At 33.8% G+C, this 22,673-nt stretch carries 20 protein-coding genes, 1 tRNA gene and 2 pseudogenes; 15 read left to right on the forward strand and 8 right to left on the reverse strand.

The annotated features are described in order from the left end of the window. Positions 1-181: 181 nt before the first annotated feature. On the reverse strand, positions 182-1,804 hold the full coding sequence (locus tag EKL96_RS06495) for an amidase (protein ID WP_126451437.1): 1,623 nt from the start codon (positions 1,802-1,804) through the stop codon (positions 182-184). Between the two features lie 265 nt (positions 1,805-2,069). On the opposite strand from EKL96_RS06495, the gene EKL96_RS06500 reads away from it, so the two are divergent. From EKL96_RS06500 to EKL96_RS06520, 5 genes and pseudogenes are all read left to right on the forward strand, one after another. Continuing rightward, complete coding sequence (locus tag EKL96_RS06500; protein ID WP_126451436.1) at positions 2,070-2,315, forward strand: hypothetical protein; 246 nt, start codon at positions 2,070-2,072, stop codon at positions 2,313-2,315. Between the two features lie 173 nt (positions 2,316-2,488). Continuing rightward, positions 2,489-2,929: a KTSC domain-containing protein gene (locus tag EKL96_RS06505; protein ID WP_126451435.1), complete on the forward strand. Its 441-nt coding sequence runs from the start codon at positions 2,489-2,491 to the stop codon at positions 2,927-2,929. Positions 2,930-3,298: 369 nt separating this feature from the next. Next, positions 3,299-4,072, forward strand: coding sequence for a DUF4369 domain-containing protein (locus EKL96_RS06510; RefSeq protein WP_126454923.1), 774 nt, complete (start codon positions 3,299-3,301; stop codon positions 4,070-4,072). Positions 4,073-4,090: 18 nt separating this feature from the next. Further along, a pseudogene (locus EKL96_RS06515) lies at positions 4,091-4,477 on the forward strand (TlpA family protein disulfide reductase); the annotation flags it as partial. A gap of 174 nt (positions 4,478-4,651) precedes the next feature. Continuing rightward, positions 4,652-4,732, forward strand: a tRNA-Tyr gene (locus EKL96_RS06520). Positions 4,733-4,850: 118 nt separating this feature from the next. Here EKL96_RS06520 and EKL96_RS06525 read toward each other — a convergent pair. Beyond that, complete coding sequence (locus EKL96_RS06525) at positions 4,851-5,537, reverse strand: SIMPL domain-containing protein (protein WP_126459784.1); 687 nt, start codon at positions 5,535-5,537, stop codon at positions 4,851-4,853. A gap of 50 nt (positions 5,538-5,587) precedes the next feature. Further along, positions 5,588-6,226, reverse strand: a complete 639-nt coding sequence (locus EKL96_RS06530; protein ID WP_126459787.1) for a rhomboid family intramembrane serine protease — start codon at positions 6,224-6,226, stop codon at positions 5,588-5,590. Positions 6,227-6,340: 114 nt separating this feature from the next. Here EKL96_RS06530 and EKL96_RS06535 point away from each other — a divergent pair, with 114 nt between their 5' ends. Continuing rightward, positions 6,341-7,210: a lysophospholipid acyltransferase family protein gene (locus tag EKL96_RS06535; protein ID WP_126459789.1), complete on the forward strand. Its 870-nt coding sequence runs from the start codon at positions 6,341-6,343 to the stop codon at positions 7,208-7,210. Positions 7,211-7,295: 85 nt separating this feature from the next. Here the strand turns inward: EKL96_RS06535 and EKL96_RS06540 are convergent, their stop codons facing one another. Further along, positions 7,296-8,783: an aminotransferase class V-fold PLP-dependent enzyme gene (locus EKL96_RS06540; protein WP_126459792.1), complete on the reverse strand. Its 1,488-nt coding sequence runs from the start codon at positions 8,781-8,783 to the stop codon at positions 7,296-7,298. Positions 8,784-8,950: 167 nt separating this feature from the next. Here EKL96_RS06540 and EKL96_RS06545 point away from each other — a divergent pair, with 167 nt between their 5' ends. Then, on the forward strand, positions 8,951-9,367 hold the full coding sequence (locus EKL96_RS06545; RefSeq protein WP_126459795.1) for a DM13 domain-containing protein: 417 nt from the start codon (positions 8,951-8,953) through the stop codon (positions 9,365-9,367). Between the two features lie 10 nt (positions 9,368-9,377). Next, positions 9,378-10,280, forward strand: a complete 903-nt coding sequence (locus tag EKL96_RS06550) for a hypothetical protein (protein WP_126459798.1) — start codon at positions 9,378-9,380, stop codon at positions 10,278-10,280. A 97-nt stretch (positions 10,281-10,377) separates the two neighbouring features. Here the strand turns inward: EKL96_RS06550 and EKL96_RS06555 are convergent, their stop codons facing one another. From EKL96_RS06555 to EKL96_RS06565, 3 genes are all read right to left on the reverse strand, one after another. Continuing rightward, entirely contained in the window at positions 10,378-10,968 is a 591-nt protein-coding gene (locus EKL96_RS06555; protein WP_126459801.1) for a porin family protein, read from the reverse strand. A 26-nt stretch (positions 10,969-10,994) separates the two neighbouring features. After that, complete coding sequence (locus EKL96_RS06560; protein WP_126459804.1) at positions 10,995-11,768, reverse strand: membrane metalloprotease; 774 nt, start codon at positions 11,766-11,768, stop codon at positions 10,995-10,997. Between the two features lie 104 nt (positions 11,769-11,872). After that, positions 11,873-12,916: a hypothetical protein gene (locus tag EKL96_RS06565; RefSeq protein WP_126459807.1), complete on the reverse strand. Its 1,044-nt coding sequence runs from the start codon at positions 12,914-12,916 to the stop codon at positions 11,873-11,875. Between the two features lie 258 nt (positions 12,917-13,174). Here EKL96_RS06565 and EKL96_RS06570 point away from each other — a divergent pair, with 258 nt between their 5' ends. The 4 genes from EKL96_RS06570 (at position 13,175) to EKL96_RS06585 (ending at position 17,858) form a co-directional block, all read left to right on the forward strand. Then, a complete protein-coding gene (locus EKL96_RS06570) occupies positions 13,175-13,690 on the forward strand; it encodes an RNA polymerase sigma factor (RefSeq protein ID WP_126459810.1) in 516 nt (171 codons plus the stop codon). Positions 13,691-13,752: 62 nt separating this feature from the next. Continuing rightward, positions 13,753-14,667, forward strand: coding sequence for a FecR family protein (locus EKL96_RS06575; RefSeq protein ID WP_126459812.1), 915 nt, complete (start codon positions 13,753-13,755; stop codon positions 14,665-14,667). Beyond that, positions 14,654-17,188 carry a TonB-dependent receptor gene (locus EKL96_RS06580; protein WP_126459815.1) on the forward strand — a complete coding sequence of 845 codons (2,535 nt, stop codon included), beginning with the start codon at positions 14,654-14,656 and terminating at the stop codon, positions 17,186-17,188. The genes EKL96_RS06575 and EKL96_RS06580 overlap by 14 nt, the downstream gene beginning before the upstream one ends. A gap of 100 nt (positions 17,189-17,288) precedes the next feature. Continuing rightward, the gene (locus EKL96_RS06585) at positions 17,289-17,858 is read left to right on the forward strand and encodes a PepSY-associated TM helix domain-containing protein (protein ID WP_126459818.1); all 570 of its coding nucleotides are present in this window, start codon (positions 17,289-17,291) and stop codon (positions 17,856-17,858) included. A gap of 193 nt (positions 17,859-18,051) precedes the next feature. Here the strand turns inward: EKL96_RS06585 and glmM are convergent, their stop codons facing one another. Beyond that, entirely contained in the window at positions 18,052-19,443 is a 1,392-nt protein-coding gene (glmM, locus tag EKL96_RS06590; protein WP_126459821.1) for a phosphoglucosamine mutase, read from the reverse strand. 120 nt (positions 19,444-19,563) lie between these two features. Between glmM and EKL96_RS06595 the strand changes: the two genes are divergently transcribed. The 3 genes and pseudogenes from EKL96_RS06595 to ggt all read left to right on the forward strand — a co-directional run bounded on the left by EKL96_RS06595 (position 19,564) and on the right by ggt (position 22,665). After that, complete coding sequence (locus EKL96_RS06595) at positions 19,564-20,145, forward strand: ACP phosphodiesterase (RefSeq protein WP_126459824.1); 582 nt, start codon at positions 19,564-19,566, stop codon at positions 20,143-20,145. A gap of 348 nt (positions 20,146-20,493) precedes the next feature. Next, a pseudogene (locus EKL96_RS06600) lies at positions 20,494-20,834 on the forward strand (GxxExxY protein). A gap of 145 nt (positions 20,835-20,979) precedes the next feature. Beyond that, positions 20,980-22,665: a gamma-glutamyltransferase gene (ggt, locus tag EKL96_RS06605; RefSeq protein WP_126459828.1), complete on the forward strand. Its 1,686-nt coding sequence runs from the start codon at positions 20,980-20,982 to the stop codon at positions 22,663-22,665. Positions 22,666-22,673 lie beyond the last annotated feature (8 nt).

The following is a 22,673-nucleotide window of genomic DNA, read 5'->3' on the forward strand; positions in this document are numbered from 1 at the left end:
CAGTTTTCTAAAGAGAGATTTGGGGCGAAATTAGGATGGCTATTTCCTTTTGAGGAAGAGAAATTTTTAAGCCTCAGCCCAAATGTCCGGAATGACCGATTAATTCCATTTGTGAGTATTATAAAAAAATAAAAGGGTAAAAAGTAATTCACCCTTTTACCCTTTTAAATACCTTAAAATATTATAAAAAAGAAGGTTTAAGTCCCGGTTTTATTCGCTTTTTAGATACTTGTTCATAAGCATAGCCCAATCCTATTAATTTCCCTTCTGTATACGGCATACCAAAAAATGACAAACCAACCGGCAAATCATAAGCCAGTCCGCAAGGAACTGTAATATGTGGATAGCCACTTGCTGCAGCTGGAGAAGTTAAAGAATATCCTCCCCAACGATCTCCGTAAATCATATCAATACTGCAAGCAGGTCCCATGGTGATTCCACAAATAGCGTCTAATTTATTTTCTTTAAAAACTGTATTTAGCACACTTTTACTTCCTTCGAAACTTACGGTTAATGCTTCCAGATATTTTTTGTCCTCTAATCCTTTTTTAGCATTAGAACTTTCTAATGTTTCTTGCTTAAAATACGGCATTGCTTTATCTTCATTAGCAGTATTAAAATCGATAACATCTTTCAAACTTTTTACTTTTGCATTGGCTGTGGCCAAATAGGTATTCAATCCATCTTTAAATTCATATTGTAAAACTTCGAATTCGGCCTGACCCAAAGCATTAATTTTCTCCAAATAGTCAATTTCGATAATAATAGCCCCTTGTTTTTTTAGCAGGTTGACAGCAGCATCTAAAAGTGCATTAATGTATTTATTATTTCCTTGTGGCTTTTTTTCAATACCAATACGCTTGCCTTTCAAAGCATTTTTATCTAAAAAAGTTGTATAATCCTTCTGTGCTTTCCCTTTACTTTCAAGGGTTACAGTATCATCTTGGTCTACAGCAGCAATTACGCCTAATAAAATAGCAGCATCCGTTACGGTTCTGGCCATTGGACCAGCCGTATCTTGTGTTTTTGAAATTGGAATAATCCCAGATCGACTAACCAGACCTACAGTAGGTTTAATCCCTACAACTCCGTTTACCGAAGCTGGACAAACAATAGAACCATCCGTTTCTGTCCCAACAGCAACAACACAAAGATTGGCTGAGACTGCTGCTCCTGAACCAGCACTGGAACCGCACGGATTATGATCTAAAATATAGGGGTTTTTAGTCTGACCGCCTCTACTGCTCCAACCGGAACAGGATTGGGTAGAACGAAAATTAGCCCATTCACTTAAATTTGTTTTTCCAATGATTACTGCGCCGGCTTCTCTGAGTTTTTTAACGACAAAAGCATCTTTTGAAGCACTATTTCCTGCCATTGCCAAAGATCCAGCCGTGGTTAGCATTTTATCAGCTGTGTCTATGTTGTCTTTTATTAAAACGGGGATTCCATGCAAAGGACCTCTGCTTTTACCTGCTTTTAACTCTTTATCCATTGCAAGAGCTATAGCCAATGCATCTGGATTGACTTCGATGACTGAATGCAATTGAGGCCCATTGGTATCAATAGCTTCAATCCGTTTTAAGTATAATTGCACTAATTGTTCTGAAGTATATTTACCAGAAATTAATTTCTCCCTAACACTGCTGATGGTTTCTTCGTCTAGTTCAAAAACGGCATTAAAATCTTCAACAGATACTAAATTTTCGTTCTTTTTGGTACCGGAGGTACAGCCTGTAATCAAAAAAGTAGTTAAACCTGCAGATGCAAGTGTTGCGGTAGTCAAAAAAGATCTTCTTTTCATAGATTGTCAAATAAATATTTATATACTTTTAATTTCGTTAACATTGAACACTGTTTGAAATAGATGCATTCAATTTAACTTCTAAATTAGTTTTTTTTTGATAAAATCAGTTCATTATTAATGAAATAAAAGTTAAAGTTTACAATGGAATAAAATTGGAATAAAAAACTAGAATACTAAAAGCAATAGAGTCAGGCTTAATTGTAGCAATACATTCAATAATTGATTAACTTTGCCAATTAGAATTATATAAAATCAAATTGATATGACAAAGTCTTCACAAGAACAAATGCTGCAAAAAGGAGTTTATACAGGAATCATAGAAAAAGATGAAAACAACAATTTTTTTTGTGGTACCTATCTTCTGGACTATAAAATGGCTCAAAAACACAGTATTGGAGATTGGATTACGATAAAATCAATCATCGAAAATCCGAGTGATATCAGTTATAATAAATATCCGAAAAAATCCAAAAATTTCGATAAAGCAAACAATAAGCCCCAACAATAAAACTTTTTTAGTTTTTATTCCTTAAATATATCGTTTCAAAAGACTTTTTTTTTAAAAATCTATTGGTCTGAAACCAAAAAAATAAAAAAAAGTGTACCTTTGCAAAAAATTTGTCGCTTTTTGAAATTAAATCACATTGATTTTATAGTAAAAGACAAGTAGTTACCTTATTTATGAAAAAAATAGTTGAATACCGAAAACTGCTAAATGTAGACAAAACTGCAGAGCTGAAAGATTTGAAAACGATATATCGTAATGCGATGAAAGAAGCGCATCCTGATAAATTTCAAGGAGATGAAACTGGTTTAAAAGCAGCTGAAGAAAACAGTAAAAAAATTATTGAAGCTTATCATTTCTTAGTGAGTATCAATCCTGAAACTCTAAAACAAAACTTACCGGAATACACTGAAACTATTGCAACTGCAAAAATTACAGATTATAAGTTCGTGGAAGGACGATTGATCATCAATTTTTCAAATGGAAGTGTTTACGAATATATTAGTGTGCCTAAAGCTACTTACGTAAAAATGGTAAATGCTGAATCTCCTGGAAGATTTGCAAAAAGACACATCCTGAATTCCTTTACTTGGAGAAAAACAATCAATCAAGATTAATTTTTTTTAAGTCCAAAATAAAAAAGCATCCTTCAAAAAAAAGGATGCTTTTTTATTTTCATCTTGTCTAGTTCTGAAATAACGATACACAAACGCCTGCTTACAAAACCTAAACACCTCGTCTAGAAAGTGTTTTAAATCTTATTTATTCGCTTTTTTTATAATTCTTAGTTGTAAAAAAATTGATTGTCCCAAAATACATTATTATTAAAAGGTTTTATATACAAAGCCTGAAGTAAAACAACTACTTGTAAAATAAATGCTAAATCCTAATTAATAATGAAAAATAATAACAAAAATTTAGGTTGTAAAATTATATATCAATTAAAAATTTAAATACTTTTGCACTCTTAACTTAACTAATTAATAATGAAAAAAATAATTTTATTACTTTCGGCTGCTGTTGTTTTACTATCTTGTAGCAAAGTTGGCAAAGATGAATACATCATTTCGGGGACTGCAACAGGAATTGAAAATGGTAAAACAATTATCTTAGAAACACAAGATGCAAATGGCATGGGACTGATTGCTAAGGATACCGTAAAAGTTGAAAACGGTAAATTTGAGATGAAAGGAATTATTACAGAGCCATCGTTTTATACAATCCAATTAGAAGGGGCTCAGGCTAAAATACCTTTCATATTAGAAAATGGAGAAGTAACGATTGCCATAAATAAAGACAGTATTCAAAAATCTAAAGTTTCAGGAACGTATAACAATGACGAATACGCAACCTTCAACGAGGAAATCACTAAAGTTCAAAAGAAACTAATGGATTTCCAAAACAAAAACATGCAAGCAATGGAAGCTGCTCAACAAAGTAAGGACACCATTGTGATCAATAATTTGATGCAGGAATTTTCTAAACTTCAAGAAGAAGTTGGTATTGCTTCAAAAGCAAAGTATTTAGCGTATGCTGAAACACATCCTAAATCTTTTATTTCAGCGCTAATCATCCAAGGAATGTTAAACGATCCTAGTGCTGATGTTGCAAAATCTGAAAAGTTATACAACAGTTTAGAAGAAGCATTGAAAAAAACAAAGCCTGGAATTGCTATCAAAACCAGACTAGCTGAAATGAAAGCACCGGCTGCTGTAGGCGCTACCGCTCCAGCTACTGCTCCAACTACTGATGGTAAATGAAGAGCAGATTTTTCAGGTCCTAATCCTCAAGGGAAAATAATTTCTCTGAAAGAAAGTTTAGGAAAAGTAACAATAGTTGATTTTTGGGCTTCATGGTGTGCGCCGTGTCGTCAAGAAAATCCAAATGTTGTAGCAATTTATAAAGAGTTACACAGTAAGGGTCTTAATATTATTGGTGTTTCTTTAGATAAAGATGCCAAAGCCTGGAAAGAAGCCATAGCTAAAGACAAGTTGACCTGGAATCAGGTTTCAAATTTGAAATTTTGGGACGAACCAATTGCTGCTTTGTATAAAGTAGAATCTATACCTGCCACTTTTATCCTGGATGCATCCGGAAATGTTGTGGCTAAAGATTTAAGAGGAGATGCACTTAGAGCCAAAATAATTGAGCTTTTAGAACAATAAACATTTTATATCGTACAAATAAAAAAAATCTCCCTAGTGGAGATTTTTTTATTTTATTCAATACCAATGCTTTAAAAATAATAGTAAAATTAAGTACTAATATAGTTTGGAAACTTGAAAACAGTTTTTATATTTGCATCCAGTTAGCACAATAAGCACTTCTTATTGAGTCTTGGGGAGATACTCAAGCGGCCAACGAGGGCAGACTGTAAATCTGCTGTGTAAACTTCGCAGGTTCGAATCCTGCTCTCCCCACAAAACTCTTCAAGCGATTGAAGAGTTTTTTTTTGCATACTACTGTTGTGAATTAATCCAAAAAAAATCCTAGCAAATTGATATTTTGAACGGAATTTTTTAATACTTGCAGCTTCTTCTATTCTAAAATAAAACTTACCGTTACATTAGCCGTAATGTTGATTTCGCCTACCGCCATCGTTTCTCTTGAAACTCTAGTATCGCTCATTTCCATTTTCATGGCAGCATACATTGGTTGTGGGCTATAATTTTGTGAATTATCTGATATGATCATGGCACGTCCTACTTTTTGTCCTAATACTGAAACATAATCTTCTGCTTTTAATTTAGCCTCTTTCATCGCTAATTTTCTAGCCTCAGATTGATATTGGGCCAACTTAGAAGATTCAAACACAACAGTATCAATTCTATTAATCCCTTCGTCAACTAAACCTTCCATCAATTCATCATATTTTGATAAATCCTTCAATACAATTTCGATTGTTTGTGTTGCATTATAGCTGTGTTTCTTTTTTTCGTAATCGTATTGTGGGTTCAACGAAACACGTTGCGTTTTATAATCTGCAGGAGCCAAGTTCATTTTTTTGATGAACTTAAGCACAGCTTCAATCTTTTGATCATTTTGCTTTTTGACGTCTTTGGCATTATTCCCTTTTGTTTCAACAGTCACCGTTATACTTGCTTGATCCGGAACAACCTTTACTTTTCCTTCGCCACTTACGCTTATTTGAGGAACTTGTTTGATTTCTTGCCCGTAGGACACTGAAATAAATAAAATAGACAAGATTAATAGTGCTTTTTTCATTTTTTTATCATTTAATTGTTTGTGTTAACTTCTTTTCAAAAGTTGTGCCATTATAATTTTCCCATTTTTGCCATTACGAACAGGATAATTATAGGAATGGCTAATAAAACTGCCATTAAAGCATGATCCACTAATAACTGTGGCTCGTTGACAAGTGTAATCAAATAACCGCCAACAGCGCCTCCAAAATGGGCGGTATGACCTATATTATCATTCTTAGCTTTCATTCCGTAGATTGAATACAATAAATAAAGGATTCCAAAGATATAAGCAGGCATTGGGATAATAAAGAAGATTCCCAACATCATGTCTGGCTGTAACAATATGGCCGAATATAAAACCCCAGTTACGGCTCCAGAAGCACCTACAGCTCTATACCCGTAATCATTTTTATGAAACAATACAGTCAATAAACTTCCAAAAATTAAACTTCCAAAATACACCAGTATAAATGAAAAACTCCCTAAATAACTGATGACTACCGGTGCAAAAAACCACAGTGTCAGCATATTAAAAATCAAATGAGTCATATCTGCGTGAAGAAAACCAGACGATAACAACCGTATTTGTTCGCCTGCACGAATACTTCCAATATGGAATTCATATTTTCTAAAAAAAGAAAGGTCATTAAAACCTTTATAACTAATCAAAACATTTACAACAATTATTGCTATTAAAATGGTATTCATAAAGTATGTTTATTGTGAATTGTAAAGATAGTCTTTCTCAAATACCATCTTGTATGCGGTCCAAATTTATATCAATCTATATTTTTGCCTTATATTTGTCAAAAAAAATACGGCATGCAATTTCTTATTTACATCTTAATCATTCCCTTTTTGTGGGTCATTTCTATTCTTCCTTTTCGGATTTTATACTGGTTTTCGGATTGTATCTATTTGATTGTATATTATATTATAGGGTATCGAAAAAAAACAGTTAGAGAAAATTTAGCCCTTACTTTTCCTAATCTGAGTTTCAAGGAGCGTCTTATTATCGAAAAAAAATCCTATCACCATTTGTGTGATATGTTCCTGGAAATGATAAAAACCATGACTATTTCAGCTGCTGAAATGAACCGACGATTTGTAATAACAAATATTGAACTGGTTAAAGAATATGAGGATAAAGGGAAAAGCACTGTATTATTAGCCTCCCATTATGCAAGTTGGGAATGGTTATTATCTGTAAATGAAAAAACAATATTTAAAGGAATAGGCGTTTATAAAAAAATTGCCAATAAATACTTTGATAAATTACTACGAGATATTCGATCCAAATACAATGCAGAATTAGTCGAAACAAAAAGAGCGATCCCGTTGATGGCAGAAAATCAACAAAAAGAAATATTATTCATGTATGGCTTAGCCAGCGACCAATCCCCAAAACTAGATCGAGCCTTTCACTGGGATACATTTATGGGCATTGAAGTTCCAGTGCATACCGGAGCTGAAATGCTGGCCAAACGATACGATCTCAATGTCCTTTTTGTAAAAGTAAAAAAAGTAAAAAGAGGATTTTATGAAGCTACTTTTGTCCCTATAACAGATAATCCAAAATCCATTCCCGATTTTGAAATCACCAATACTTTTTTACGGGAAGTAGAAAAACAAATTCTGGAAGCTCCTGAATATTATTTTTGGACGCATAAACGATGGAAACACAGACGGTAGTAATTCATATTCAGAAAAAAATCACACATTAGAAACAATAGCGTTTATGATATGTGATTTTTTTAGTTTCTTAAAACAGCAACTTCTATAAAGAAAACCAGTTTTTTACCAATTCATCTTCTAAATGGCGTGTATTTTTATTTATAAACTCATTTGTAGCCGAATTATAATCATAATCCAAAGCCCAAATTTTATGCTTTTCAGCCAATGCTTTTATTGCGTTACACACAAATTCAATTTCGGCATTTGTAGTTGTAGGATGAATAGACATTCTGATCCAACCTGGTTTTCTGATTAAATCCCCCAAAGTAATTTCGTCAATTAATTTGTGTGAGGTTTCCTGATCCACATGCAATAAAAAATGTCCGTATGTTCCGGCACAACTACACCCGCCACGGGTTTGTATTCCAAATTTATCATTCAATAACTTTACCCCTAAATTAAAATGTAATTCTTCTATAAAAAAAGAAATAACCCCTAACCTGTCGTGATGCTGCCCTGCAAGGATTTTAATATTAGAAACCGCTCCTATCTCTGAGAAAATATAATCCACAATTTCATGCTCTCTCTTCAAGATATTCTCAATTCCCATTTGCTCTTTCAATTGAACCGCCAGTGCAATTTTTATAACCTGAAGAAAACCAGGAGTTCCTCCATCTTCTCTATCTTCAATATTATCAATATACTTGTGCTCTCCCCAAGGATTGGTCCAGCTTACCGTTCCTCCTCCAGGATTATCAGGTATTAAATTTTGATATAGCTTTTTATTAAAAATTAACACCCCGGAGGTTCCAGGTCCTCCCAAAAATTTATGAGGCGAAAAAAAAATGGCATCCAATTGATTTTCAATGTCTTCCGGATGCATGTCGATTTTTACATATGGTCCAGAACAAGCAAAATCAACAAAACAAAGTCCGTTGTTTTGATGCATTCTTTTTGCCACTTCATGATACGGTGTTTTAATTCCCGTTACGTTTGAACAAGAAGTTATTGACGCTATTTTGAAAGGTCGCTCTTTGTACTTTTTCAATGCTATTTCTAAATTCTCCATACTGAACAATCCGTCTTCAGTAGAGGGAATTACTACAACATCAGCAATAGTTTCTAGCCAAGACGTTTGATTGGAATGGTGTTCCATGTGAGAAATAAAAACAACTGGTCTTTTTTCGGGTGGGATGGTAATAAAATCTTTCAGGTTTTCGGGTACTTTCAAACCTAGAATTCGTTGAAATTTATTGACTACACCCGTCATTCCTGTTCCATCAGTAATCAAAATATCATCACTACTCGCATGCACATGGTGTTTGATAATATGGCGCGCTTGATGGTATGCTTTAGTCATGGCAGTTCCCGAAACGGTAGTTTCAGTATGAGTATTGGCTACAAAAGGGCCAAAATCATTCATTAATTTTTCTTCAATAGGACGATACAAACGACCACTGGCGGTCCAATCCGTGTATATAATTTTTTTTGGTCCGTAAGGTGACTCAAATTCTTGATCAATTCCAATTATATTCTTACGAAACTGTTGAAAATATTGTTCTAATTGGGTGGGTACTTCTTTAGTTATCATAGAATTCCTGATTTGAGTTCAAAGGTATTATTTTTTTGCAGAAAAAATATTTTCAGTTTATCGAAAGTGGATTCTAGTGTTTTTAATCTTCTCTTAAATGTAAAGTAGCTGACAAAGTTTAATTTACATTCCTTATACATTTGAATAATCAATAACCAATCCTGATTATGAAAAAAATTTTTATACTCCCACTATTTATTTTACTGCTCTCCTGCGAAGTGGAAGGAGATTTGACGCGTGATCCAGCTATACAAGCCTCACTTCCTGAAAATAGTACATCTGCATTTACTGGAGATTTTATGCCTACATCAGGCATTAAGGTTTCAGGTTCAGCCAAAGTGTATTTGAATACCAATCAAAATGAAGTACGCTTGGGCAATTTTAGTATTTCCAATGGCCCGGATTTAAAAGTATATTTATCTAAAACCGCTGCCCCTTCAGATTTTGTGAATTTAGGAAATTTAACCTCGTCAACAGTATATGCAATTCCTCCTCAAGTAAATATTAGTGATTATAAATATGTGCTGATTCATTGTCAGCAATACAGTCATCTTTTTGCAGTAGCGCAATTGTCTCAAAATTAAATTTATATCCATGAAAAAAACAATAATAATTGTACTCGTTGGGCTGTTTTCAGGCTTTAGTTCTTATTCTCAAGGATGCAGTGACGCAGGGATTTGTTCGATAGGAAACAGCTTTCAAAACTCAAAAACTGATTTCAAAAACGGTATAGAAATAGGAAATATTTTTGGCACCGGGGAAGCAGATCTAACTTATTTTTCATCCTATCTTACCTATACCAGAACAATAAACGAACGCTTTTCACTCAGTTCTAAAATCACTTATTCTGTAGCAAACGGCAGTTTTGGACAACGTGGTGCTTTTGGTGATGGCTATTTCATAGGCAACTATAACTGGAAAACTAAAACTACCGCAAAATGGAGCACTCTTACGGGTTTTAAAATACCTTTTACGAGTTCCAATCTAAAAATAAATGAATTTTCGCTTCCGTTAGACTACCAATCCAGTCTGGGAACTTTTGACCTTATTTTGGGTTTGAATCTTACTTATAAAAAATGGGATTTCAATACCGGGATACAGATTCCTGTTTTTAATAACAACAGAAACTCTTATTTTAAGGAGTTTTCAGACACGGATGATTTCCCGTCTACTAATTTATTTGAAAGAAAATCAGATGCTTTATTTAGAACTACCTACACCATTCAGCCCGCTAATACTAAATTTACCTTCAAACCTAATGTATTATTTCTTTATCATTTAGGCGAGGATAGTTTTGAAAATGCTTTTGGAAAAAGAGAAACCATACAAAATTCTGATGGACTCACCATCAATGGAAATTTGATTGGTTCTTATGCTATTGATGCTAAAAATAGTATCGAATTATCATTGGCTGCCCCTTTTGTAATTCGGGAAGTAAGACCCGATGGACTTACAAGAGGTTTTACCGCCGGACTCATCTACAAAGTTTTGTTCTAAAAACAGTTGTAGTAAAGCCCTTTTCGTGAAATTTATTCAGAGTAAAATAAACAAAAAATGCCCAATATCTATTGGGCATTTCAACTGTTTTTTTTAATTATAAATCAAATCCTAACGAAAACTGCAGTACTCGATTTTGTGCTTTTCCTTCCTCATAGATATCGCCCTTGCCTAAGTGATAGCGTACTCCTAAACTTATTCCGGAATCCGTTTTAAAACCTGCTCCAAAATTGACTCCCCAGTCAAAATTATTAGGTTCAAATTCTTGATTGGTATCAAATAAACTAAACCCACTGTTAAACTCCTCTCTGTGAGAAACAGCCAATCCAATTTGAGGCCCTACTTCTAAAAAGAAATTTCTAGAAGGATAGGCTTTAAGCATCAATGGCAGGTTGATATAATTTAGCTTTTGTGTAAATGTACCGCTACTATTCGTAATTATATATCCTTGTTGGGAATACAACAATTCTGGCTGAACAGAAAAACTATTGCTTATAAACGACTCTCCATAAACCCCCACATGAAAGCTATGACGTTGAGCTGTTTCAGCATTTCCGTCAAATTGTACTGAGGATAAACTATACCCTCCTTTTATTCCTCCAAAGGATTTATTATTCGAGTTGTTTTGGGCATTCACAGCGAGGGTCATACCAAAAAGCATTACGAGTATTAATTTTTGTTTTTTCATCGATAAGTGTTTTTTAATGTATTCTATTATTTTCCCCCGTTAGCTCTAAGATCTGCAATACATTGTGCATCTAATTGTGGTGCTGTACCTCCAGAGACCATCTCTCCAATACCACTGCCTGTTTCTGCAGACCAAAACATTAAACACGTTTTTATATTACAATGCTTTAGGTGTTCCCCATCTTCATGGTTGCTTTGCAGTGCCGTTCCTAAGTTTGTTAAGCCAAAAATATGTCCAAATTCGTGGGTGATGACAGTTGTTTCTAATACGCTTCTGTTGGGTTTAAAAGGGCTGTTGCTTAACCCATGAATTGTTTGTTCATAAATAACAAATGAAGTATTTCTATACGCCGTTCCTAAAACAACTCCGGAGCTTGTATTTCTAGCTGATTCTCCATCTGCAAAAAAGGCCCAAACGGCAATTTCATTTGAGGTATTGTATTTTGTTCGGTTTGTTTCTTCAATTGCTACAATTTCCTCATTGGTATACGGAGAAGTCCCTGGTGACGGGATCGATCTCAATACAATATTAATCCCATTGGGCTTATGTGTTCGTGCTTCCAGAAAAGCTACAAAATTATTTATTGCTATACTGGTTGGCTGAAAACCAGCAACATAAACCACTTCGATAACCATACTTTTAAACTTTTTATCTGATAATAAATCGTTTGCAGAACTACCTGTGGACTGTTTATTTGTAATGGGATTAACAGTCTCAATTCCTTCTGTTACATCATTTTCTTTTGAACAGGATACCAATAAGACAAAACCTACGCACAGGATTACAAGTACTTTTTTCATTATTATCTATTTATATTAAAGTTTATTATTAAAAAACAGCTGCCTAAAAAGACAACTGTTTTTTGAGAATTTCAAAAAAATTAAACCCAACTTAAAAGTCTACTTTATATTTGTTTCAAAACTAATGTCGCCGCTGCATTAGTTGAACTTTGTAATGATATTGTGGTTGCATTAAAAGAAGTTACTTTCCAATCATTATTCAACAAGCTGAAAGAAGCGTTACTTGTAAAATTTAATTTAAGAAAGACTTCTATTTGTGAGCTTACAGCGTACGTACCATTTACAGTTGAATTTAAATTATTTACCGCTTTTACACTCCAATCATTTGCGAAATCTATTGTAAAATCTTTGTAATTAGTTGCTGAATTTACTCCAGAACTTACAAATGATTCTACTTTGAATTTGCCGTTTACCATAATCGTTTCTAATTTTTTTGAATTTTGAGCTGCTTCGTCTTTAGTTGCTTCTGTTTTAAGAGACGCCACAATAGTAGCTTGCAATTCTGCATCACTAGAAATTGTAGTTTTTGAACCATCACTGGTTGTAACTGACATTGGATAATTTACTGAAAACAATTCCGTACTACTAATATTAGTCATATACGTATATAATTGCTGTTCGGATGTGATAACAACGCTTCCCGTTTGTTGTACACTTAAATTATAGGTCAAAATAGTAATTGGAAAACTAATCTTTACTGACGAAATAGCATTCTGACCAGATGATTGTGCGGAGGAACAAGCATTAATTATAGCATTATACTCTGTTTGGTTACTTACATTAACCTCTGTATAATTGCTTAATTTAACTTTTAAAGGAAATTGTAATACTACAGAATCCTGATCATTATTATACTGTCCAAGGATAGAAATGACTTGTTGATAATTGACTTGGCTAAAAAGAGTAACCTGAGTTCCATTTACTCTGGCTGAAGCTGGCAGGATAATAGAAGAACAAGAGGTGCCGTCTAAAAAATCATCCGATGATCCGTCATACATAGAAGTACGTTTCAGATTGTTTGCTGTAGTTGAGTTTGCCGCATTTGTATTTGGGTTTTGTCCTTGCTCGTTATCCACTTCACTTTGACAAGATGCAAATCCGAATAGAGTCATTAATGCTATTCCAGTAATCGTTTTTAATTTTTTCATAACGTTCAAATTTAATATATTTTTGTTTGTAGAGGCGCTGTTTTTGACGCCTTTCTTTTAGTAAGACAACTACGTTCCGTTTTACCCTATTTTATTTTTAAAAAAAATATAAATTTTTATTAAAAAATTCATAAACAACTATATAACAGTGCTATACGATTTTATATTTTTTTTAAGTAAAAATCAATTCGAATTAACCTGACTGCTTTTTGAAAAAAAAATTACATTTACAATCTACAAAAAATGAATCCCTTTTAAATGGACGACCAAAAGAGTACACTTTGCGAAGAAAAACACTTTAGAGACTTTTACTTAAAGCAAGTACAATCAGCAACTAATTTTGCCTATTATAAATGTGGTAATACTGATACTGCTTTAGATTTAGTTCAAGATGCTTTTACTAAAATTTGGGAGAATTGTGCCAAAATTGATTTCAGTAAAGTAAAAACTTATTTATTTACAACGATATCAAATTTATTTCTAAATACTATAAAACACCACAAAGTAGTATTGCAGTATGCGAAAGAAACGCCAAATTTAGACACCAATAATCAAAATCCAGAATATTTATTTGAAGAAGAAGAATTCAAACAAAAACTTACTAAAGCAATTGCATCCTTAAGTGAAGCGCAACGAGAAGTATTTTTGATGAATCGAATCGATGGCAAAAAGTACCGAGAAATAGCTGAAATACTCGACATTTCTCAAAAAACCGTAGAAAAAAGAATGTCGGCAGCACTGCAACTTTTAAAATCCCAGATAGAAAACCTATAAATAACCATTTTACCGTAGGGTAATTTAAAAGTTAGTTGTCTAATAAACATAGCGATATTAAAATGAAAAACGAAAAAGAAATATTAAAATGGTTAGACGATGCGCTTTCAAGTACAGAAATTGAGGATTTAAAACAATCTGATAGCTTGCAAACACTTGAGAAAATTGCTTATTATGCCTCTAAAATGGAAGCTCCACAAGTAGATGCTCAGGAAGCTTTTGCAGCATTTACAGCTAGAAATCAGTCTAAAAAGGAAACAAAAGTCAGAACCCTAAATTTTAAAACAGGGTTTAAAGTAGCTGCAGTTTTAGTGGTTTTATTGACGTCGTCTTATTTTTTGTTTTTTAATAACATTCAGACATTTGAGACCCAAATAGCACAAACAAAAACCTTTAACCTTCCTGATGATTCTGAAGTAATCTTAAATTCTGATTCAAAAATAACTTTTAACGACAAAAAATGGGCTGATCAAAGAGATTTAACTTTAGACGGAGAAGCCTTTTTTAAAGTCAAAAAAGGACAAACTTTTAGTGTGCGAACAGATGCCGGAATTATTACTGTCTTAGGAACACAATTTAATGTAAAAAAACGGAACAAATATTTTGAAGTAAATTGCTATGAAGGCTTAGTTAGCGTGTCCTACAAAAATCAAATCGTTAAATTGCCTCCTGGCAAAACATTCCGAATTATAAATGATGCCATAGAAGGTGTTCAAGACTTAAATGCAAAAAACCCTTCGTGGATTCAAGAAGAATCTAGTTTTGACCGTGTTCCTCTTAATCAGGTTATTGCAGAACTGGAGCGTCAATATGATCTAAAAATTAAAACACGAAATCTGGATACAACTAAATTATTTACAGGTAGTTTTACACATAAAGATCAAAATATAGCCCTTCAGGCGATTACAATTCCGCTTAAATTAAGTTATAAAATGGAAGGCAAAACCGTTATATTTTATAATTATGATGAAAAATAAAGGGCTGATTTTGCTATTACTTTGTTTTGGAAGCTTGTGTTACGGACAAAATTCTCCAAAAAAAATTCCACTAACGGCTCTTATCCTTTCTATAGAGAAACAATTTAATATTAAATTTTCGTATGCTGTAGAAGATGTAGTCGCTGTTTCAATAGAAAAACCTGAAACTACACTCACATTACCTCAGGTTATAGATTATCTTAATGCTAAAACAGTACTGAATTTTAAAGTTTTAGACAAGCGGTACATTACCGTTTCGGTTATCAATAAAACGATAGCTGTTTGCGGGACTGTCTTTGACCAAGAGAATAAGAGGCCACTTTCCGGTGCTTCCGTACTGGTAAAGAATACTTCCAGAAGCACCGTTACAACTGAAAACGGCATCTTTAAATTACAAAACATACCTCTGAATTCAACAATTACGCTCTCGTATTTAGGATATGAAATTAAAGAGATTCCTGCAAAAGAACTGTTTTTATCCGGTACTAATTGTCTGGAAATTACTCTTACAGCAAAAAGCGAAACGCTGAACCAAGTGTTAATTAATGTGTATTTGACCCCTGGTTTGCAAAAGTTTTTAGACGGTAGTACCGTTTTAAACACAAAAAAATTCGGGATTCTTCCTGGACTTATTGAACCTGATATTTTACAATCCATACAAATACTTCCCGGAATTGAAAGTACCAATGAAAGCATTGCAAACATCAATGTTCGTGGTGGTACTAACGATCAGAACCTGGTCATTTGGGATAATATCAAAATGTACCATTCCGGTCATTTCTTCGGATTGATTTCTGCCTATAATCCAAATCTTACCGAAAAAGTGACTGTCAGCAAAAACGGAACGAGTGCGGAGTACAGTGATGGAGTTTCCAGCACCATAAACATGCAAACCAAAGACGTAGTGACGAATAGATTTTCCGGTGGTGCCGGTGTCAATCTCATCAGTGCCGATGCTTTTCTTGCCATTCCGTTAGCTAAGGATCTGGAACTTCACCTCTCAGGACGCCGTTCTATTACGGATCTTTTCAATACACCAACTTATAACAATTATTTTGAAAGAAGTTTTCAGGACAGCGAAATCAATGCCGATAGCTCGGACAAGAATACTAATTCTGATTTTTACTTTTACGATTTTACCGCTAAATTACTTTTTGATTTAAATGATAAACACCAGTTTAGAGCCAATATTATTGGGATCAATAATGCTTTAGCCTACTCTGAGAGCAACGCTATTACGAACAATACCGAAACAAAAGCAAGTACCCTTTCTCAAAATAATATTGGTTACGGAGGAAACTGGAAAGCACAATGGACCTCAAAATGGAGTACCAACCTGATTACTTATTTTTCAAAATACAATATCGACGCCACTGATTATAGGGTAGAAACTGACCAACGACTCACAGAAACCAATGAAGTTCTGGAAACTGGCGTGAAACTAAATACCCATTATAAAGTAAATAAGCACCTAAGCCTTTTATCCGGGTACCAGTTTAATGAAACAGGAATGTTAAACGAAACTACCGTTAGTGCTCCGTCATATAAACGAACTAAAAAAGATGTTTTGTTAAATCATTCCCTATTTTCGGAAGCGGAATACAACAATGCAAACACTTATTTAAGAGTTGGTATGCGTATAAATTATTTTCAAAAATTTGATAAAATATTGATTGAACCAAGAATAAATATCCGACAAAAATTATCAACTGATTTTGCTTTGAAACTGGAAGGGGAATTTAAAAATCAAACTACTGCACAAATAATTGATTTTGAAGATGATTTTCTTGGTGTTGAAAAAAGACGTTGGGTTTTAGTAAACAATCAAGATATCCCAATTGCAACAAGTAAACAAGGCTCTTTTGGAATCGAATTCAATCAAAAAAAATTAAATATTGAGCTTACTGGATTTTATAAATTGGTAAAGGGTATAACGGCTTCTAATCAGGGTTTCTATAATAGTTTTCAGTTTATTAATGCCAACGGCAGCTATACAGCAAAAGGAATTGAGTTTTTAGCCAATAAAACAGCTCGTAAATATAGTGCTTGGTTCAGTTACACCTATAGCATCAATGATTATGAATTTGCTGTTTTTACGCCTTCTATTTTTCCTAATAATGCGGATATAAGACATTCTTTTTCTATTGGGTTTTATTATGATATAATCAAAAATCTAAAAGTATCTGTTGGTGGAGTATGGCGAAACGGGCAACCGTACACAAAACCCATTCCAGGAAATGAAACCATACAAGACGGAAATGCCACAATGGTCAACTACGATTCCCCCAACAATGAAAATTTAGATAATTTCATGCGTTTAGACGCTTCCTTACAGTATAATTTCAACCTGTCTGAATCAATTAAAGCTTCGTTTACAGCCGGTGTAATCAATGCTTCCAATCAGGACAATGTCATCAATCGCTATTACAAAGTCAATCCAAATGATACTAATGATGCCATTCAAGTAGACAATAAGTCACTTGGCTTAACGCCAAATATAAGTTTCAGAGTAAATTTTTAAGGATTATTTTATTACCACCTAAGGTAGATTATATTGCTTTATTTATAATGTGCTGATAGAAAAATTTAATCGAAATTACCATAAAAAACAGTGCATTAAAATGACCGAAAATAATTCAAGAAAACAACAAGCTAAATTACTCCGGATTTTTAGAAAATTACACAGAACAACTGGCGCTTTTTTATTCCTATTTTTCTTTATTGTTTCCGTGACAGGACTATTATTAGGTTGGAAAAAAAATAGTGGCGGACTACTGCAATCAAAATCTTATCAAGGTACTTCGGTGCAATTTAAAGACTGGCTTCCTATTGATAGTTTGCATAAAAATGCTTGCAAAATTGTACATGATTCAATTTCAGCAGATAGTACTTTAGAACTAGAGCGCATTGAAATAAAAAAAGATAAAGGAATGGTGAAATTTATTTTTGCTGAGAATTATTGGGGAATTCAACTAGACGGAGCAACAGGGAAATTATTGCATATTGAAAGACGAAGATCTGATATTATTGAAAAAATACACGATGGATCAATTGTTGACGATTACTTCAAAACGGGTAGTGGTTTCTTCAAATTATTTTACACAACCGCCATGGGATTTGCACTTTTACTGTTTACAATTACAGGATTTTGGCTCTGGTATGGGCCTAAGAGAATGAAACGAAAATCATAAAGTGGTAATTCAAGTAAATAACACTTCATTATTTTCTCTATTATTGCATAAATAATCATAATCATTCCTCTGCAATGTCATCTGCAAAGAAGACTAAAATAAAAGTTTACGCTTTAATTTAGTTCCAAGAACGGATTGAAAAAGCCTGTTTAATAATTCAAACAGGCTATTTGTCAGTATTTATTTTAGATTTCTAAGATATTCCAGCCACTGCTTTTATTTCATCAATAATTCGAAGTGCCAAAGCATCTGCTTTCTCTTGTGAAGCAGCTTCGGTATAAATACGAATTATAGGCTCCGTATTCGATTTTCTTAGGTGAACCCAATTTTCAGCAAAGTCAATTTTTACACCGTCAATGGTTGTACTATCTTCGTTTTTGTATTTTTCCGTCATGGCAACAAGAATCGCATCTACATCAATTTGTGGCGTCAATTCGATTTTGTTTTTGCTCATATAATATTCCGGATACGAAGCACGCAAAGCCGAAACTGTCATTTTTTTGTTAGCCAAATGCGTTAAAAACAGCGCTACTCCCACTAAACTATCACGACCGTAATGCAGTTCCGGATAAATGATTCCGCCATTTCCTTCACCACCTATTACAGCATTATTCTTTTTCATCAACTCGACTACATTTACCTCACCCACCGCACTGGCTTCATAGCTTCCGTTATGCAAATTAGTTACATCACGCAACGCACGGGAAGACGACATATTCGAAACCGTATTCCCTGGTGTTTTACTCAATACATAATCGGCGCAAGCCACCAAAGTATATTCTTCACCAAACATCTCTCCGTCTTCACAAATGAAAGCCAAACGATCCACATCAGGATCTACCACGATTCCTAAATCTGCTTTTTCTTTGACAACCAATTCTGATATATCAGTCAAATGCTCTTTCAACGGTTCGGGATTATGAGGAAAATGACCATTTGGTTCACAGTATAATTCGACTACTTCAACGCCCATTAATTCCAATAATCTTGGAATAATAATTCCTCCAGAAGAATTTACACCATCCACAACCACTTTAAATTTAGCTGCTTTTACTGCATCAACATCTACCAAAGGTAAATTCAACACTTCATCAATATGAATATCCATGTAGGCGTCGTTAATCATAATTTCTCCCAAATTATCCACATCTGAGAAATCGAAAGCTTCCGCTTCAGCAATTTCAAGAATTTTCAAGCCTTCTTCTCCATTCAGGAATTCTCCTTTTTCATTCAATAATTTCAAGGCATTCCATTGTTTTGGATTGTGAGAAGCGGTAAGGATAATGCCACCTTCAGCTTTTTCTAACGGAACAGCAACTTCAACCGTTGGCGTTGTTGATAGACCTAAATCAATCACGTCAATTCCTAAACCAATTAAAGTATTTACCACCAAATTGTGAATCATTGGTCCCGAAATACGGGCGTCACGACCTACAACAACAGTGATTTTTTCCTTCCCTATATATTTTTTTAACCAAGTTCCGTACGCCGCGGCAAATTTAACCGCATCAACAGGTGTCAGGTTATCTCCTACTTTACCTCCTATTGTCCCACGTATTCCCGATATTGATTTTATTAAAGTCATTGATTAATTATTTTAAATTTTGAATTATAAATTTTAAATTGCTCACAAATATAATAATTGACGCTTTATAAAAGTCATTTAGAATTCAAAATTAACCATTTAAATTCCTAAATTAGGCGAATGAATTTTCTAGCACACATCTATCTTTCCGGTGATAATGATTTAATCAAAATTGGCAATTTCATGGCCGATGGAATTCGGGGAAAACATTTTGAAAGCTTTCCTTTAGAAATTCAAAAAGGAATTGTTCTGCATCGTGCCATTGACACTTTTACTGATGCACATCTTGTTTTTAGAAAAAGTACCAAACGCCTGCATGAGCATTATCATCATTATGCAGGTGTAATTGTTGATGTTTTTTACGACCATTTTTTGGCTAAAAACTGGACGAAGTATTCCGATGAAAAACTAGAGGACTTTGTGATACGATTTTACCAATCCTTGTATTATAATTATGAGATGTTGTCAGAACGAACCAAAGGACTAATGCCTACCATGATGAAAGAAAATTGGCTGGTGAGTTATCAAACGGTTGAAGGAATTGAGCATATTTTGACTCAAATGGACCATCGCACCAAAAATGAATCTAAAATGCGGTTTGCTACCAATGAGCTTTCAGAATTTTATTCGGAATTTGAAAAGGAGTTCACGGAATTCTTTGAAGAATTGAACGCTTTTGCAAAACAAAAAAGAATTGATTAATGATTTTTTTTACCACATAGAAACATAAGTTTGTTTTTTGTAGAGACAGATTAGAAAATAATTTTCAAACATAAGTAATAACCATGGTATAATGTCGTATTTTAAAATCAGGATAAAATCATGTAACAATCTAATTTAAAGTTATTTTACTTAAAGTTAATTCTTTTGACTTTACGACTTTTAAACTTTCGACTTACTTAGTAGTATTACAAAGACAATATTATATTTAAATCAACAACGCTTTAAGAAGATTAATAATTCGAAAGGACTAAAAGGATGATTACACAAAAATATCTAAATGAATTAAGCTTTCAAATTATTGGGGCAGCAATAGAAGTTCATAAAATCATGGGTAGAGGTTTATTAGAAAGCGTCTATCACCAATGTATGAAAGAGGAATTACGGGTGCGAATATTAATTTTATTTCAGAGCTTAAAATACCTGTCATTTACAAAGGCAAAATCATGGAATCTGATTTAAGATGTGATTTGTTAGTTGAAAACTTAATTGTGGTAGAGTTTAAAGCCGTCTCAGAAATACATCCTGCTTTTGAAGCAAAACTTTTGAATCATATGAAATTATTAAAATCACCAAAAGGTGTTTTGATAAATTTTAATTGTTATAATATTTTCAAAGAGGGGCAAAAGACTTTCGTTAATGAATTTTATAAAATTTTACCAACAGAGTAACTAAATCCGTCTATGAAATCTATTTTTAAGCGAAGTTTTTTTACACACAAACTAAAATTCTATGTCTCTATGTGGTCAAACCATTTAAAGTATTACAATATAAAACAACCAAAACAATACACCTAAAACCAAAATATATTATACAATGAAAAAAATACTATTCCTACTTGCCTTTGCCGTTTTAGGTTGCAAATCAAATGAAAAAACAGTCGAACCAACAGGTTTAGTGACTTCTAAAGCGATGGTCGTTTCCGCTCGTGAAGAAGCGTCGCAAATTGGAGTTGAAATCATGAAAAAAGGCGGTAATGCTTTTGATGCTATGGTTGCCATGGAACTGGCTTTGGCGGTTTCACATCCTCAGGCGGGAAATATTGGTGGTGGCGGTTTCATGGTTTTCAGAAAAGCCAATGGTGAAACAGGCGCTATCGATTACAGAGAAAAAGCACCTTTGGCAGCATCTAAAGATATGTTTCTAGACAAAAAAGGAAATGTAATTGAAGGAAAAAGTACTGCGACTGCTTTGGCATCTGGAATTCCGGGTACCATTGCAGGAATATTTGAAGTACACAAAAAATATGGCTCTTTACCCATCAGTGAAATTCTCAAACCTGTAATTGCTTTGGCAGAAAGAGGTGTTATTGTCACTAAATTTCAAGCCGAAAGTTTGGCGTATCACAGAGCCTTCTTTATAAAAAGTAATGGTAAGAACAGTTTGTTTTCTAAAGTATATAAAGAAAATGATACTATAAAATGTACCGCATTAGCAGCAACATTAAAACGAATTGCTAAAAACGGACGAGATGAATTTTACAAAGGAGAAACAGCTCAAAAGTTAGTTGCTTTTCTTGCTAAAAAAGGTGGAAATGCCACCATTGAAGATTTTAATAGTTATAAAGCCAAGTGGCGAACTCCAATTACTTTTCAATATAAAAATTTAAAAATCACCTCGATGTCGCCTCCCAGCAGTGGTGGAATTTGTTTGAATCAAATCATGAAAATGATTGAGCCCTTCAACCTCTCGCAAATGGGACACAACAGCCTAAAAACGATTCAAGTCATTACTGAAGCAGAACGAAGAGCCTATGCGGACAGGAATTATTTCTTGGGTGATCCTGATTTTGTAAAACTTCCGATAAAAGAATTAGTAAGTCCATCCTATTTAGAAAAAAGAATGGCTAATTTTTCATTTGATAAAGCTTCTAAATCTTCGGATATTGCCCACGGAGCAATCAAGGGATATGAAAGCAACCAAACCACACATTACTCTATTGTTGATGCCGCTGGGAATGCAGTTTCAGCAACAACTACTTTAAATGATAACTATGGTTCTAAAATATATTGTGACGAATTGGGTTTCTTTTTGAATAATCAAATGGATGATTTCAGTGCCAAACCGGGTGTTCCCAACTTATACGGACTCACTGGAAGTGAAGCCAACAGTATTGCTCCCGGAAAAAGAATGTTAAGTTCCATGACACCCACGATTGTCGAAAAAAACGGTACACTTTTTATGGTTGTAGGTACACCGGGAGGCTCCACCATTATCACATCGGTGTTACAAACGATATTAAATGTGTATGAATTTGATATGAGCATGCAAGAAGCGGTAAACGCCCCACGTTTTCACCATCAATGGTTACCCGATGAAATTACTTTTGAACCCAATTCATTCGATACAGAATTATTGAATAATCTGAAGAAAAAAAGCTATTTCATCAATGAAAAAAACAAAGAAATCATTGGTGAAGTTGATGCAATTTTGGTTTTGCCAAATGGAAAATTAGAAGGTGGCGCAGACAAAAGAGGTGATAATAAAGCCGTTGGTTTTTAAATTTATAC

This window comes from Flavobacterium sp. LS1R10 (assembly GCF_003968825.1).
GTDB lineage: Bacteria > Bacteroidota > Bacteroidia > Flavobacteriales > Flavobacteriaceae > Flavobacterium.

Excerpts from the sequence above, each read along its gene's own strand:
- EKL96_RS06495 (WP_126451437.1), bottom strand. The coding sequence starts at position 1,804 with ATGAAAAGAAGATCTTTTTTGACTACCGCAACACTTGCATCTGCAGGT.
- EKL96_RS06500 (WP_126451436.1), top strand. The coding sequence starts at position 2,070 with ATGACAAAGTCTTCACAAGAACAAATGCTGCAAAAAGGAGTTTATACA.
- EKL96_RS06505 (WP_126451435.1), top strand. The coding sequence starts at position 2,489 with ATGAAAAAAATAGTTGAATACCGAAAACTGCTAAATGTAGACAAAACT.
- EKL96_RS06510 (WP_126454923.1), top strand. The coding sequence starts at position 3,299 with ATGAAAAAAATAATTTTATTACTTTCGGCTGCTGTTGTTTTACTATCT.
- EKL96_RS06525 (WP_126459784.1), bottom strand. The coding sequence starts at position 5,537 with ATGAAAAAAGCACTATTAATCTTGTCTATTTTATTTATTTCAGTGTCC.
- EKL96_RS06530 (WP_126459787.1), bottom strand. The coding sequence starts at position 6,226 with ATGAATACCATTTTAATAGCAATAATTGTTGTAAATGTTTTGATTAGT.
- EKL96_RS06535 (WP_126459789.1), top strand. The coding sequence starts at position 6,341 with ATGCAATTTCTTATTTACATCTTAATCATTCCCTTTTTGTGGGTCATT.
- EKL96_RS06540 (WP_126459792.1), bottom strand. The coding sequence starts at position 8,783 with ATGATAACTAAAGAAGTACCCACCCAATTAGAACAATATTTTCAACAG.
- EKL96_RS06545 (WP_126459795.1), top strand. The coding sequence starts at position 8,951 with ATGAAAAAAATTTTTATACTCCCACTATTTATTTTACTGCTCTCCTGC.
- EKL96_RS06550 (WP_126459798.1), top strand. The coding sequence starts at position 9,378 with ATGAAAAAAACAATAATAATTGTACTCGTTGGGCTGTTTTCAGGCTTT.
- EKL96_RS06555 (WP_126459801.1), bottom strand. The coding sequence starts at position 10,968 with ATGAAAAAACAAAAATTAATACTCGTAATGCTTTTTGGTATGACCCTC.
- EKL96_RS06560 (WP_126459804.1), bottom strand. The coding sequence starts at position 11,768 with ATGAAAAAAGTACTTGTAATCCTGTGCGTAGGTTTTGTCTTATTGGTA.
- EKL96_RS06565 (WP_126459807.1), bottom strand. The coding sequence starts at position 12,916 with ATGAAAAAATTAAAAACGATTACTGGAATAGCATTAATGACTCTATTC.
- EKL96_RS06570 (WP_126459810.1), top strand. The coding sequence starts at position 13,175 with ATGGACGACCAAAAGAGTACACTTTGCGAAGAAAAACACTTTAGAGAC.
- EKL96_RS06575 (WP_126459812.1), top strand. The coding sequence starts at position 13,753 with ATGAAAAACGAAAAAGAAATATTAAAATGGTTAGACGATGCGCTTTCA.
- EKL96_RS06580 (WP_126459815.1), top strand. The coding sequence starts at position 14,654 with ATGATGAAAAATAAAGGGCTGATTTTGCTATTACTTTGTTTTGGAAGC.
- EKL96_RS06585 (WP_126459818.1), top strand. The coding sequence starts at position 17,289 with ATGACCGAAAATAATTCAAGAAAACAACAAGCTAAATTACTCCGGATT.
- glmM (WP_126459821.1), bottom strand. The coding sequence starts at position 19,443 with ATGACTTTAATAAAATCAATATCGGGAATACGTGGGACAATAGGAGGT.
- EKL96_RS06595 (WP_126459824.1), top strand. The coding sequence starts at position 19,564 with ATGAATTTTCTAGCACACATCTATCTTTCCGGTGATAATGATTTAATC.
- ggt (WP_126459828.1), top strand. The coding sequence starts at position 20,980 with ATGAAAAAAATACTATTCCTACTTGCCTTTGCCGTTTTAGGTTGCAAA.